This window comes from Cobetia sp. 5-11-6-3 (genome assembly GCF_013374055.1).
Classification (GTDB): domain Bacteria; phylum Pseudomonadota; class Gammaproteobacteria; order Pseudomonadales; family Halomonadaceae; genus Cobetia; species Cobetia marina.
In genome coordinates this window covers 249859-262824 of the sequence record NZ_BLWJ01000004.1, presented here as the reverse complement: position 1 = coordinate 262824, position 12966 = coordinate 249859, and the positions used below count along the sequence as shown (strand labels likewise).

Here is a 12966-nt window from a genome sequence, read left to right as displayed (position 1 = left end):
CCTGAATGACATGTGGATCTTCGTGCGGATTCAAACCCCTACATTCAAAAAACTTGATGTTCATGTGGGGCGGGGTCATGCCACCAATGAAAACGCCCGTTGCTCAGGGGAAAGCAACGGGCGGGGGTGTCATCTTCGGCTCAGGCCAGGTGTCAGCGGTTCAGGAAACGACGCCCTGTGGCTTGTCGTGCACGGTCGCCGGGGTGGGGGCCCCCTGGGGCGAGACGGAGGCCACGGCGGGGGCAAGCGCCTGCTCCCGTTGCAGGGGTGAGGCCTGGACATTGAGCTCTGGCAGGTTCTCGGGGTCATGCCCCGGACCGGCTTCCAGCGTGGGCAGGGCCTCTCGGATGATGCAGGCACACAGGCGGCGGTGTGCCTGCAGCATCAGGCCCTCACGCTCCAGGTATTGCATCAGTCGCGTGGCTGACACCAGCGCGACGATGGGATGCAGACCGCGAAAGCGTTCCTCTACCTTTTCGGCACTGATGGTCGCCAGTTGCTCTGGGTTGGTGTGTGGCATCGGTGGTTCCCCTAGATGGCACTCGGTGTCCCGAGTGCGGATGATGCGTGTCATTCGCTGGTCATGGCGGCGTCTGCCGCCACGTGAGAGTGTCTTTCTGTCAGGCGTCGCTGTTATAGGTGTCGTTGTTTGCGTGCGTGAATCGTCGTGCGAAATCACCATTTCGCCTGTCCCGCAGACCGCCTTTCCCCATAGTGTGTCGCCTCAAGGCGGGGTCAGGCAATGACCCGAGAGTCATGCGTGGCGGGCACGATCTCCCGAGCAGGCCGTGGTCTGGCTGGCGCTCAAGCCAGAGAGCATCGCTGCCGCGTGTCTGGCACCTTCGCGCCAGCGTTTTGCATTATGCAACTTCCATTGATTAACGATTGTGGATTTTCGTAACCACCTAGCCAGTATTAGAGATACCACGAGAATGTGCCAGTTCTGTTGCAGGGGCTCTGTTGTCTCTCAACCGTTGCCACTGCTGTTGTCCTTTCTGGCAGGTATCCCTGTGGAGTGACTGGCTCATTATCGCCATGACGCGCATGGCTGGTAGGATAACGCTCCTCTGGATCATGCAGATGCCTGCCAGCGGGATATTGCGTCAATGCGCGTCGCCCCGGCTGGAGTTGCCTGCAGGTATCGATTGTCGCGTGATCTCTTCTAGCCTGGATATGCCATGAAACGTTTTGTGCTGCTCGATACCGCCCCGATCCCCGGTACCACGGATTCGCTCTGTCTGTTCGAGTATGGCGAGGACTTCGTCATCAAGATCGAGAGCGGCAAGGGGGGGCAGCTGATGAATACCCGCATGCATGGCTCGGAAGACGCGCTGGCAGAGATTCCTGCTGGCCTGCTGAAGAGTCGCGGAACGCCGTCGGCGCCGCAGCGTGTCCTGATCGGCGGTCTGGGCATGGGCTTCACGCTGGCCTCGGCGCTTGCGCACTTCAAGGCAGATGCCGAGGTGGTGGTCGCCGAGCTGGTGCCGGGCGTGATCACCTGGAATGACGGCCCGCTGGGGGCCAAGGCGGGGTATCCGATCCGCAATCCGCGCACGACCGTCGAGAATCGCGATGTGGCCGAGGTGCTGCGTGAAGCACCTGGCGGCTTCGATGCCATCATGCTGGATGTGGACAATGGCCCGGAGGGGCTGACCGCTGACGACAATGATTGGCTCTATAGCGCGGAAGGGCTGGCGGTATGCGCCAGGGCACTGCGACCTGCCGGCATTCTGGCAGTGTGGTCGGCCACGGCCGATGCGCGCTTCTCGCAGCGTCTGTCGCGGGCCGGTTTCAAGGCCGAGGCACGTCAGGTGTATGCCCATGGCACGTCCGGAGCCAGGCATACGATCTGGATCGCACGTCATGTCGGACGTTCCGCGACCTCCGAGACCGGGCCAGGGGCGGGCAAGGGAGAGAAGAAGGGCAAGCGTGCTGGTGGCTCATTCAAGGGGGCCGGGGCGAAAGGCAGCCGCCGCCGGTAATGTCGTGCGGCCGGGCGTCAGCCTCTTTCGCCAACTTCTCGACCGCCATCAACGACAACGGGCTGGCCACGTCATGTGGCCAGCCCGTGTCATGTCCTGCCTGGCTACTGTCGAGCGTCAGGCGTCAGGCGCTAGGCATCAGGAAACATATCAGGCCGCTTCGCGCGCCTTCATGTCCTTCAGGTACTCATCGGCGAGTCGCTGCTTGGTGGCGTCATCGAAGACGCGACCGGCCAGCTGGAAGACTTCCTGCTCTTCCTCGTCCAGATGGTGAGTCACCAGATGCTCAAGCTGCTTGGCGGCGGCCAGCCAGCCCGGTGAGCTGTAGTCCGTCGTCTCGAGTTTCTCGACCAGCTCATCGATTTCATGGTGCTCGGCCACGCTGTGACGCGCCTTTTCCTGCGTCATGTCGTGTTCCATCATCGGGATGTAGAGCGCGCGCTCCTCAGCTCCCGCATGATTGGTGAGCGATTCCTTGAGGCGCTTGAACAGGTCATCGCGCGGTTCGCTGTCACCTTCGGTCTTGAGCAGCATGTCCAGCAGGCGGCGTTGTTCGTCGTGGGTCTCGCGCAGGGCTTCAAAGATGGTCATGTTCGGGCTCCTCATCAGCGTCAGCTTGTCGAGTGGCTGGGCGAGACGCGTGGCCTGTCTCTCTTCTTGCCGGACTCTCAGCTTCTCCCTTCAAGCTTTTGGAGTTCCAGCATTCCAGAGGACGGCTCACGTCTGTCAGGGGCTCGCCGTGTCAGCGCATTTTCTCGAGCTCATTGTGTCAGGTATGTACAACTCTGGTGGCGGATCGAAAGAACTTCAAGGGCGCAACGCCGGCTGCCCTTGAAAATCCCCCGCGCGAGAGCAAGAGATGAGGTATCGCTCATATCTTGCCTGCTACTTTCTCTTTCTTGATCGAGCACGCACCGCGCAGGAGTTCTGACATGTCACACGACGCGCCCACGTCCCGGCCCGCTTCTTCCAGCACCTTCGGCCACAAGGGGTCCCATGCGCCTGACCTTTCCCGCGAGCTTTCCGGCAGCCAGCTTGATCGTCCGCCGGGCGGCGGCTGGCCATCGCTCAAGGCAGTGGAGACATTCCTCTGGCAGGAGCACCTGCCGATCGCCGGGCATGTCAGCCTGATGAAGATGAACAAGCCGGATGGCTTCATCTGTCCGAGCTGCGCCTGGCCGAATGGTGACAAGCCCAAGGGGGCCAATTTCTGCGAGAACGGTGCCAAGGCGCTGGCGTGGGAGGCGACGCGTGAACGCGTCAGCGATGAACTCTTCGCTCAGAACACCGTGAGCCAGCTTCGCGAGTGGACGGATCATCATCTGGAGAAGGAAGGGCGCCTGACGCACCCGCTGCGCTACAACGCCGAGCAGGATCGCTACGAGGTCACCAGCTGGGAGGCGGCCTACGCCGAGATCGGTGAGCGTCTCAAGCAGTATGAGGACCCGAACCAGGTCGAGTTCTATACCTCGGGGCGCACCTCCAACGAGGCGGCCTTCCTGTTCTCGCTGTTCGGGCGCATGTACGGCACCAACAACTTCCCCGACTGCTCGAACATGTGTCACGAGACCACCTCCCGGGCACTGCCGGAGTCCATCGGCATCGGCAAGGCCACGGTGAATCTCGAGGACTTCAAGCAGGCCGATGCCATCTTCATCTTCGGCCAGAACAGCGGCACCAACAGTCCCCGCATGCTGGGCGATCTCCACGAGGCGCGTGGCCGTGGTGCCGAGGTGGTGAGCTTCAATCCTCTGCGCGAGCGGGCGCTGGTGAGCTTTGCCGACCCGCAATCGCCCAGGGACATGCTGAGCGGCAAGGGCGTCGAGATCAGCACCCAGTACCATCAACTGCGCATCGGCGGTGACCTCGCTGCCGTGCAGGCGATGTGCAAGTACGTGATCGAGGCCGACGATGCGCTGCGTGAGCGCAATCCGCATGCGGTGGGGCTGCTGGATCATGACTTCATCGCCCAGCACACCCACGGCTTCGAGGCCTTCGCCGATCACTGCCGCAAGCTCGACTGGCAGGATCTGGTCGAGATGTCCGGCCTGTCGCGGGAGTCACTGGAGCAGGCGGCGCAGACCTATCTTGAGGCCGAGCGCGTGATCTGTTGCTGGGGCATGGGCATCACTCAGCATGCGCGGGGGGGCGATACCATCCAGCAGATCGTCAATCTGCTGTTGTTGCGCGGCAATATCGGCAAGCCGGGCGCCGGGCCTTGTCCGGTGCGCGGCCATTCCAACGTGCAGGGCGATCGCACCGTCGGTATCGAGAACCTGCCCAACGGCGCGATGCTGGATGCCTTCGATCGCGTCTTCGACATCCAGTGCCCACGGGACAACGGCCATGATGTCGCCGAATGCTGTGAGGCGATTCTGCGCGGTGAGACACGGGCCTTCATCGGCATGGGCGGCAACTTCTTCCGCGCGATTCCGGACCAGAAGCGCATCGTGGAGAAGGTGCACGAGCTGGACATGACGGTGCATATCGCCACCAAGCTCAATCGCAGCCATCTGCATCCCGGCAAGCACGGCTGGGTATTGCCGACGCTGGGTCATAGCGAGCGGGATCTGCAGGCCGGCGCCGATGGCAAGGGCGCGGAGCAGACCACCAGTGTCGAGGACGGCATGTGCAACGTCTCGCCCTCGCGCGGCGTGATGGCGCCGGCGGATGCCAGCCTGCATTCCGAGATCGCCATCACCTGTCAGCTGGCCAAGGCCGCTCTGCCGGCGCATCCCACCCTGGACTGGGACTGGTTGCAGGCGGATTACGCGCGCATTCGCGACCGTATCGAACAGGTCTTCCCGCAGATCTTCCCGGATTACAATGCCCGCCTGGCGCAGGGTGGCTTCCACATCCGCATCGCCCCGCGTGAGCGCATCTGGCACACCGACTCCGGGCGCGCCAACTTCCTGTTCCCCGAGGGACTTGGCACCGATGAGCAGGGCCTCGACAAGGTCACCCACGAGACGCTGGACATGGACAGTACCTTCCTGCTCAGCACCATGCGGGGCCATGATCAGTTCAACACCACCGTCTATTCCAATGATGACCGCTATCGGGACGTGTACGGGACGCGCATGGTGGTGATGATCAGCCCGCAGGATCTGGAAACGCTCGGCCTGTCCGAGGGCCAGCGCGTGCGTATGGAAACCGTGAGTGAGGATGGTGTCGAGCGCAGCATGGCCGGTTTCAAGCTCAAGGCCTACGATATCCCGAGCGGCTGTCTGGCAGCGTATTACCCGGAAACCAATGACCTGATTCCGCTGGATCACCGTGATGCGCGCAGCAATACGCCGGCCTCGAAATCGGTGCCTGTCAGATTGCGTCTGATGGACAGCGAAGAGGTCAATGCCAGTGAAGGAGTGCTGGCAAGCGCTTGAGGACGCCTCTGACCGGGAATGTCTGAAAAAATTTGCATCCTGCACTTGGCGTCAGGTTATGGCGTGGAGGAAGGACGATGCGATCAACGCCACGCGCTGCACTGAAAGAGTGCGCCGCGTGGCGTTTTTGTGGATCACTGCCATATTGAGGGCATCTTACGGGGATCTTGCGCCATCACCGGCCAAGTGACGCAAGCGATACGCCAGAGAGGGCATTGCTGCGCCAATGACTGCCTCACCCCCTCTCCAGCGCGAGATCCTGACGCCAGGGACAAGTTATGGCGCTGGGCAGTCCGCGGACAGGTGCGCGGACATCTCAAGGACTGGCGCGTTTCTTGCGTGGTGTTAGGGTGGCGACCGCCAGTCCCGCTCATCCGCACTTCGCCAGCGGTTGGCAGGCTCTCATCGACCGACGCGCTGCCCGTCGAGCGCAGCGTTCCATGAGAGCGATCTGCCAGGTGGCGAGAGAGCATGGCACCTTAACTCCGGCTGACACGGCCTCACACGAAGAGACTCGGCGCGATGCACGAGTCCGAGGGATACCCCGCATGGCAGATGACCGCTCATCAACTTCACAGACCTCACCGCTGGCTTCGGCCGCAGGCAATGACTATCCCTTGAGCGAAGTCCCCGCTTCGGCACGACGTGGGCTGCTCTCTACCTCGATGGTGCTGCTCGGCTTCACCTTCTTCACCGCCACCATGTGGGCCGGTGGGTCACTGGGCGCGGCCTTCGAACTCAATGAGCTGATGTGGATCATCGTGATCGGCAATCTGCTGCTGGGGAGCTATGCGGCGGCGCTGGCCTACATCGCCTGCAAGAGCGGCCTCAACTCGGTGTTGATGGGCCGCCTGTGCTTTGGCGAGAAGGGCAGCCGTCTGTCGGACTTCGTGCTCGGCTTCACCCAGATCGGCTGGTACGCCTGGGGCACCGCGACCATCGCCATCGTGCTGGTCAAGACACTCGGCTTGCCGGAATGGCTGACCACGCCGCTGATGGTCATCTTCGGTTTCGCCTTCTGCCTGACGGCGATGATCGGCTATCGCGGCCTGGACATGCTCTCGCGGGTTGCCGTGCCGGCCATGCTGCTGTTCATTCTGTTCAGTCTCTATACCGGCATGGTCGATGTCGGTGGCATGGCAGGACTCGCGGCACTGACGCCCACGGATTCCACGAGCTGGACGGCCGCCATCACGGCGGTGATCGGTACCTTCATCAGTGGCGGCACCCAGGCGACCAACTGGAGTCGCTTCGCACGCTCGCCGAAGATCGCCGTGATCGCCACGCTGGCGGCCTTCTTCGTCGGCAATGGCCTGATGGTGCTGACCGGTGCGCTCGGCGCGATGATCTATCAGCAGGCCGATATCGTCGATGTGATGATTGCCCAGGGGCTGGTCAGCCTCGCGGTGTTGATGCTGTTTCTCAATATCTGGACCACCCAGGACAACACCATCTACAACTTCGCCATCGCCGGCTGCAATCTGCTGCGCACGCCGCATCGTCAGCGTGTCACCCTGGGCGGCGCGGCCATCGGCACGGTGCTGGCGGTACTCGGCATGTATGAGTGGCTGATCCCGTTCCTGATTCTGCTCGGCACCTTCATTCCGCCGATCGGCGGCGTGATCATGGCCAACTTCTGGCTCGGCCATAAAGGCCAGTATCCGCGTCTCGCCGAGATGCCCAAGGTGGAATACCACTGGCCGGGCCTCGCCGCCTACGCCATCGCCTGCCTGTGTGCCTGGAGCTCACCGTTCATGCCGCCGGTCGTGGGGGTCGTGGTCGCCTTCGTCGTCTACGGCGGGCTGATCAAGCTTGCCAAGGTCGAGCTGGTCAACAAGACGGCAGCGTGAGCCGCTGAGCGCTGATGTGAAGGCCAGAGGCATACGAAGCGCCCAACGAGTCCTGGACTCGTTGGGCGTTTTTCATGTGTGAAGAAGCGTCAGGGGAGAGCCACCTCAGGGGAGAGTCACTTGATGCACAACATGGTTGTGCATAGAATGAGGGAAAAAGGTGCTGCCATGGCGCTGGAATTCAGGGATGAGTGGCTCGAGAGCTTCTACGAGCAAGATGTTGGCCCCGCAAGATACCTGCGGCGCTCTCAAGTTCGCTCTATCGCAAGTTGCAGATTCTCGATGCCGCAAGCTAGGAGTCTGATTTGAGGATTCCGCCAGGCAATCGTTTCGAGCATCTACAGGGCAATCTCGCAGGTTATTGCTCCATTCGCGTCAACAGGCAGTATCGGCTCATCTTTCGATGGGAGGCTGGGATTGCCCGTCAAACATATCTAGACCCGCATGCTTACAAGGGCTAGAGGAGGTAGCAGTGATGAGAAATACCCAGCGGCGCCCACTGACGGTAGGCGAGATGTTGACGGCAGAGTTTCTGGAGCCGATGGACATCGACATCCGCACCCTGGCCGAGGCGATGGGAGTGCACAGAAATACCCTTAGCCGGATCGTGCATGACAAGGGCACCTTGACGGCCCCGATGGCCATCAAGCTGGCGGCTGCGTTAGGCAATACGCCGGAGTTCTGGCTCAACATCCAGCATGCCGTGGAGCTCTGGGATGTGCGTCATCGTGCCTACGCGCAGGATGCCAAGGGCGTACGTCGCATAACACCACAGGTCGATGCCGCCGAGCTTGCCTCGCATTGACGTCACGCGCGCTTCACGGCGAGAGATCGGAATGGCGTGAGGCCGAGAGTTGATGTCCAGTAACACAGAAAGCCCCAGCCTGAGGATCAGGCTGGGGCTTTCTGTTGTTCAGGCTTCAGTCATTCTTCAGATCGTTTCGGCTTCACCTGAATCACCAGACAGACAGCGATCAGCACCATGCCGAGCCAGCCGAGCGGAGCGATATGTTCCCCGACGATGGTCACGGCGAGCAGCGCGGCGACAAGCGGTTCGAACAGCGTGAGCAGGGTGGCCTTGCTGGCGGCGACAGTCTTCAGGCCGAAGCCGAAGGTGATATAGCCGAGGAACATCGGCACCAGCGCCATATAGAGCGCGACCGCTGTATTCCCAGGGGTGGCGAACAGACGTGGGTCGGCCACCAGCATGCTGAAGCCAAGGCCTGCGATCAGCGCGAAACCGGCGACGCCGAACAGGCTACCCATGGCAGCGCGGGCGTGGGTGCCGTGGTCCATCATGCGCCGGGCGATCAGCGAATAGGCAGCGTAGGTAGTGCCGGCGATGATGCCCAGCACGATACCGAGCAGACGTTGCCAGTCAGCGTCAGGCATGCACCCTGACCCAATAACCATCGGGTCACCAGCGGCGCTGACCGCGGCAATGTCCCCACCATGTGTGGCCGTTTCGCCCATCGCCATCATCACCACACCGGCAATGCCCAGCGCGAGGCTGATGTACCAGCTCAGCGTGAGTCGGTGGTGGCCGAACAGGCGCTCGAGAATCGCCGCGGCCAGTGGCGCCGTGGCGATGGTGATCACCGTGCCGATGGCGACGCCGGCCAGATGCATCGAGGAGTAGAAGGCCAGCGGGTAGATGACGACACATACGGCGCCAAGCAATACCCGGCCCTTCTGCGCCATCAACAGGCCCAGGCAGCCGATGATATTGGGCCGTGCGATCACTGCCTGAAGCATGCCGCCGACGCCCATGGCGAAGGCGCCGGTCGCCAGCGGACTGACATCCTGATTGAAGTGGGCCGCCGTCCCGGTGGTGCCCCACAGCAGTGCGGCAAACAGAACGGCCAGGCTGCCCATGTCGGCCGACCTTGAAGAGGCCGCGATATCGGTGCGAGTGGTTGTCATGGTGATGTCCTTGCGTGTCTTGCCATTCCCGTGGCCGTTTTCAGTCGCGGCATGAGTCCTGGAAAAAGTGTGCTGAAACCACTTTCGGCCAGGTGAGTCGTCACGCCAGCTGGCTGCCGCTCAGTACGTCCAACGTGGCTTGCCATCCATTCCCTCATTACCCTCATTGCCTTCAGGCGTCGTGACGCTGCCATGGCTGCGATCCTTGCTCGTTATCGCTCCACGATTCACGCTCACCCCAACAGGCCGTGTCGCCTTGTGTCTCAACCAGAGCGTCGGAGGCGGTGTCTGGCGTCGTCCAGGCCGCGAGGTCTGCCTGCGGGCTGGCCATCGACGCCTGCGTTGCCTGCGGACGCAGTTGCAGCATCAAGCAGGTCATGATCAGCACCATGCCGATGGCCCCCATCAGCGTGAACTGCTCGCCGACGACGATGACGGCCAGCAGGCCCGCCACCAGTGGCTCGAACATGGTCAATACCGTCACCCGGCTGATAGGCACGCTGGCGAGCCCGCGTCCGAAGATGAGGCTGGCCAGCAGCATCGGGATCAGCGCCATGTAGATGGCGACCGCCGAATTCATCGGTGTGGCGAACAGGCGCGGATCGAGGAACAGGCAGCTGATGGCCAGGCCGATCAACAACACGACGCCGGCACAGCCGAACATCGCCCCCATGGCCGCACGGCGATGGACGCCCAGCAGCATCATGCGTCTGGCAAGCAGCGAATAGGTGGCGTAGCTCGCGCCGGCCAGCACGCCCAGCCCGATACCGATGAGCTTGCGGCTCTCGCTGGCAACGCCGCTGGCAGTGGCGTGCGCCGCCGTATCTGCCAGACGTGTCTCGCCCATCGCCATCAGCCCTACGCCGGCCATGCCCAGTATCAGCGCCGCGTACCAGTGCGCACTGACGCGCTTGCGATCCAGCACATATTCCAGCACCGCTGCCGCCAACGGCGCCGTGGCGATGGTGATCACGGTGCCCATCGCGACGCCGGTGTATTCCATGGCCGAATAGAACGCCAGCGGGTAGATGATGATGAACAGCGCTGCCCATAGCACGAGATGCTTGTGGACCAGCAGGGCGGCCAGTTCCTCATGAAGGATTCGTCGCGACAGCACGGCCTGCAGAATGCCGCCAAAGCCCATGGCGAAGGCGCCGGTGGCCAACGGGCTGACATCCTGATTGAAGTGGGCGGCGGTGCCGGTCGTGCCCCATAGCAGGGCGGCCGTGAGGACGGAAAGGTTGCCGATCTGGCGTTCCAGCGCTGGGCGGAAGGGCGTCCGGGAGAAGGAGTGCTGCATGGTGGATGGCTCGCAATGAAGTGTGTCTCGGTGTGCACGAGATTACGCCTCATCGCGAGAATATATTGTGCTGAAACTACGCTCTGTTCTGCCAGGAGAAGCAAAACGTCATGGACCGCCAGAGTGCGGTGATTGTCTGTCGGGTTCGGGGACTCAATCGGTTGTCCAGATGATCGAGTCAGTCGCTCATTCAGTCATTCGCGGGAGTGAGACTCGAATACTGGCGCGTCATCTCGCGCGGGGACTGGCCGAAGTAGCAGGAAAAGCGTCGCGAGAAGGCGGAAAGGTTCTGATAGCCGACGGCCTCGGCGACCTGCTGGACGCTGAGATCGGTATGGATCAACTGTGCCCGCGCGCGCTCCATGCGTCTCGCGGTCAGGTACTGCTTGACGCTAACGCCCAGATTGTCGCGGAACACCTTGTGAAACTGGGTCGGGCTCAGGTGGGCGAGTCTGGCCAGTGATGCCACGTCGTGGGGCTGCTCAAGCTGCGCATTCATGATGTCGAGCACTCTGAGCAAACGACGATCGACACGTTGATCACAGGTCTGCTTCTCCAGCAGGCCGAGAAACAGCGCGATGGACAGCTGATCGATGTGCTTGTCGACCTCGCCCTGCAGCTGGGCTTCGAGAAACAGCAGGTAGTTCATCAGCAGGGTGCTGATCGAGAACACTACCCGTTGCGACGCCGCGAGATTGTCGGGCAGGTAGTCCAGGTCTGCGACGATGAAACGCGCGGCGTCCTTGGCATGAAACAGGTGTGACTCTCCTGGGCGAATGATGACGCACTCGCCGGTGACCACGGTACCGTGATGGCTGCCGACCTGGATATCGAGATGGCCGCGGATCGGCAGCACCAGCTGGTGGTGGTCGTGGTCGTGAACCGTGGCCTGCGGGGTATAGGCGCGCAGCGAAAGCGTCGTCATGGAGCGGTGGCCTTCATCCGGCGGTGCAAGGGCAGCAAGCAGAGCAAGAGGAACACGCGGGCTGTCAGCGGCTCAACTCGATGTCGCGGGTCTGGCCACTGCCCACCTGCACCTGACTGAGAATCAGCGGGCTGCGTGTGCCATCGGGCAGTTTGATGACGCCGGCGACATAGAAGGTGCCGGCGGGCAGGCCGGTGGCATTGAAGTAGCCATTGCTGTCGGTGCGCACGATATGGGTATAGGCCTGGGCACGCGGGTCGGCGCGCTCTGCCGTCTTGCCGGCCAGTGCCAGTTCCGCGGCTTCCGCGGAGTAGGTGGTGACGGGGGCAATGGAGATGCCGGCTCGGTTGGCATGGATCGTCTGACCCTGCCAGTCATAGGACATGCGGCCCTTAATGACCGAGGTTCCCGTCTTGTCGAGCTTGGCGTACTCCGCCTCCGGGAAGGCCACTGTCCGCTTGACGCGCTGATCGCCGTCCTCGGAGGCAGTGGTGCTGCCGAAGTCCGGAAGGGAAATGCTGTCGGCGATACGGGACGCGCTCTCGCACCCTGCCAGCAGAGTGGTGGTGAGAATCAACGCGAGAGGGGTACGCAGGGTGCGAAGCATGATGGCCATCCTTGGAATGACGAAGGGATCAAGCCCACATCCTACTGTGCCGCGAGATGACTGAAAACGTCAGCCGCCGCGAAAGACGTAAGCCACGCTCTCGGGGCGAGGGATGGGGGCTGCCGCGTTCGCTCGGGTTGCATCGAGCGCGATGACAGGGTTGCGCAAGTGCGAACGCACGATTCATTAGTCTTTCGTCTATGAGGGGGTGCCAATTGTTACCATTCACCCAATGTTAATGTTTCCCGCTTGACCTGCTGCTCGCCTGCCAGCGTGCTCGAGTGTGCGTATCTGTTCCCATGATTGCCCGGAGAGCCCCATGACGACTTCGCCTGAGACTGATGCCTTGCCTGATTCGACTCATGACATCGCACGCGTCGATGCTTCCCGGCGTCGCCTGCTCAAGCGTGGTCTGCTCGGGGTCGGTGCCGCGACACTGACCAGCCTGCCATTGTCGGCGCTGGCGCAAACGGTCACCAGCAGTGCCCAGGAGACGGATGAGGATGGCGCCTTTGCCGCCTTCATGTCCCTCTCGGCATGGCTCTTGAGTGACAGAGTCCTCAATGAGCGCCTCGGGCAGCGGTTCTTCGAGGCACTGGCGCGCACGCCCGTCGATGGCGTGCCGGGCCTTGGCACGCTGGTGGACCTGAGAGATCGTCTCCTGGCCCTGGGGGAGCAGCGTGAATATCTGCGCGGGGATGACGTGAGCGAAGCCGAGATGGCGCTGGTGCGCCGCGTGCTGCAGGCCTGGATGCTGGGGACGGTGGGGCAATCTGCCACCGACCCGCAGGCCGAGGTGATCGCCTTTGAACATGCCGGCATGTATGCAGGCCCCCGCGATGTCCAGGTCGTGCGGACCTATTGCCCGAATCGTCCCGGTTTCTGGGCCGAGCGTCCTGCCTGAACCCACTCGTTCAACTGCCAGCATCGCCATGAGAGCGGGCGGCAACGAATGCCCTGACGACATCGCAGTCCCGCTGCGGTGACGCAAAGCAC

At 62.3% G+C, this 12966-nt stretch carries 11 protein-coding genes and 1 pseudogene; 6 read left to right on the top strand and 6 right to left on the bottom strand.

The genetic code is table 11. The annotated features are described in order from the left end of the window. Nucleotides 1–160: 160 nt before the first annotated feature. A complete protein-coding gene (locus HXS66_RS09180; RefSeq protein WP_077376109.1) occupies nucleotides 161–520 on the bottom strand; it encodes a hypothetical protein in 360 nt (119 codons plus the stop codon). A gap of 658 nt (nucleotides 521–1178) precedes the next feature. On the opposite strand from HXS66_RS09180, the pseudogene HXS66_RS09175 reads away from it, so the two are divergent. Then, nucleotides 1179–1859, top strand: a pseudogene (locus HXS66_RS09175) (spermidine synthase); the annotation flags it as partial. 273 nt (nucleotides 1860–2132) lie between these two features. Here HXS66_RS09175 and HXS66_RS09170 read toward each other — a convergent pair. Further along, nucleotides 2133–2573 carry a hemerythrin domain-containing protein gene (locus HXS66_RS09170; protein WP_077376112.1) on the bottom strand — a complete coding sequence of 147 codons (441 nt, stop codon included), beginning with the start codon at nucleotides 2571–2573 and terminating at the stop codon, nucleotides 2133–2135. 341 nt (nucleotides 2574–2914) lie between these two features. Between HXS66_RS09170 and HXS66_RS09165 the strand changes: the two genes are divergently transcribed. The 4 genes from HXS66_RS09165 (at nucleotide 2915) to HXS66_RS09150 (ending at nucleotide 8020) form a co-directional block, all read left to right on the top strand. After that, on the top strand, nucleotides 2915–5365 hold the full coding sequence (locus tag HXS66_RS09165) for an FdhF/YdeP family oxidoreductase (RefSeq protein ID WP_176503376.1): 2451 nt from the start codon (nucleotides 2915–2917) through the stop codon (nucleotides 5363–5365). 548 nt (nucleotides 5366–5913) lie between these two features. Beyond that, complete coding sequence (gene codB / locus HXS66_RS09160; protein WP_176503375.1) at nucleotides 5914–7215, top strand: cytosine permease; 1302 nt, start codon at nucleotides 5914–5916, stop codon at nucleotides 7213–7215. Between the two features lie 305 nt (nucleotides 7216–7520). After that, entirely contained in the window at nucleotides 7521–7676 is a 156-nt protein-coding gene (locus HXS66_RS17360; RefSeq protein WP_218015160.1) for a type II toxin-antitoxin system RelE/ParE family toxin, read from the top strand. A 14-nt stretch (nucleotides 7677–7690) separates the two neighbouring features. Further along, the gene (locus HXS66_RS09150; RefSeq protein WP_176503453.1) at nucleotides 7691–8020 is read left to right on the top strand and encodes a HigA family addiction module antitoxin; all 330 of its coding nucleotides are present in this window, start codon (nucleotides 7691–7693) and stop codon (nucleotides 8018–8020) included. Nucleotides 8021–8139: 119 nt separating this feature from the next. On the opposite strand, the gene HXS66_RS09145 is transcribed toward HXS66_RS09150, so the two are convergent. From HXS66_RS09145 to HXS66_RS09130, 4 genes are all read right to left on the bottom strand, one after another. Next, the gene (locus HXS66_RS09145) at nucleotides 8140–9138 is read right to left on the bottom strand and encodes a DMT family transporter (protein ID WP_176503374.1); all 999 of its coding nucleotides are present in this window, start codon (nucleotides 9136–9138) and stop codon (nucleotides 8140–8142) included. A 172-nt stretch (nucleotides 9139–9310) separates the two neighbouring features. After that, nucleotides 9311–10438 carry a DMT family transporter gene (locus tag HXS66_RS09140; protein WP_176503373.1) on the bottom strand — a complete coding sequence of 376 codons (1128 nt, stop codon included), beginning with the start codon at nucleotides 10436–10438 and terminating at the stop codon, nucleotides 9311–9313. Nucleotides 10439–10628: 190 nt separating this feature from the next. Continuing rightward, entirely contained in the window at nucleotides 10629–11363 is a 735-nt protein-coding gene (locus HXS66_RS09135) for an AraC family transcriptional regulator (protein WP_166018146.1), read from the bottom strand. A 64-nt stretch (nucleotides 11364–11427) separates the two neighbouring features. Continuing rightward, entirely contained in the window at nucleotides 11428–11970 is a 543-nt protein-coding gene (locus HXS66_RS09130; RefSeq protein WP_176503372.1) for a carboxypeptidase regulatory-like domain-containing protein, read from the bottom strand. Between the two features lie 319 nt (nucleotides 11971–12289). Here HXS66_RS09130 and HXS66_RS09125 point away from each other — a divergent pair, with 319 nt between their 5' ends. Next, a complete protein-coding gene (locus HXS66_RS09125; RefSeq protein WP_176503371.1) occupies nucleotides 12290–12874 on the top strand; it encodes a sugar dehydrogenase complex small subunit in 585 nt (194 codons plus the stop codon). Nucleotides 12875–12966 lie beyond the last annotated feature (92 nt).

Coding starts and splice junctions, on each gene's coding strand:
- HXS66_RS09180 (WP_077376109.1), bottom strand. CDS start 520: ATGCCACACACCAACCCAGAGCAACTGGCGACCATCAGTGCCGAAAAG.
- HXS66_RS09170 (WP_077376112.1), bottom strand. CDS start 2,573: ATGACCATCTTTGAAGCCCTGCGCGAGACCCACGACGAACAACGCCGC.
- HXS66_RS09165 (WP_176503376.1), top strand. CDS start 2,915: ATGTCACACGACGCGCCCACGTCCCGGCCCGCTTCTTCCAGCACCTTC.
- codB (WP_176503375.1), top strand. CDS start 5,914: ATGGCAGATGACCGCTCATCAACTTCACAGACCTCACCGCTGGCTTCG.
- HXS66_RS09150 (WP_176503453.1), top strand. CDS start 7,691: ATGAGAAATACCCAGCGGCGCCCACTGACGGTAGGCGAGATGTTGACG.
- HXS66_RS09145 (WP_176503374.1), bottom strand. CDS start 9,138: ATGACAACCACTCGCACCGATATCGCGGCCTCTTCAAGGTCGGCCGAC.
- HXS66_RS09140 (WP_176503373.1), bottom strand. CDS start 10,438: ATGCAGCACTCCTTCTCCCGGACGCCCTTCCGCCCAGCGCTGGAACGC.
- HXS66_RS09135 (WP_166018146.1), bottom strand. CDS start 11,363: ATGACGACGCTTTCGCTGCGCGCCTATACCCCGCAGGCCACGGTTCAC.
- HXS66_RS09130 (WP_176503372.1), bottom strand. CDS start 11,970: ATGCTTCGCACCCTGCGTACCCCTCTCGCGTTGATTCTCACCACCACT.
- HXS66_RS09125 (WP_176503371.1), top strand. CDS start 12,290: ATGACGACTTCGCCTGAGACTGATGCCTTGCCTGATTCGACTCATGAC.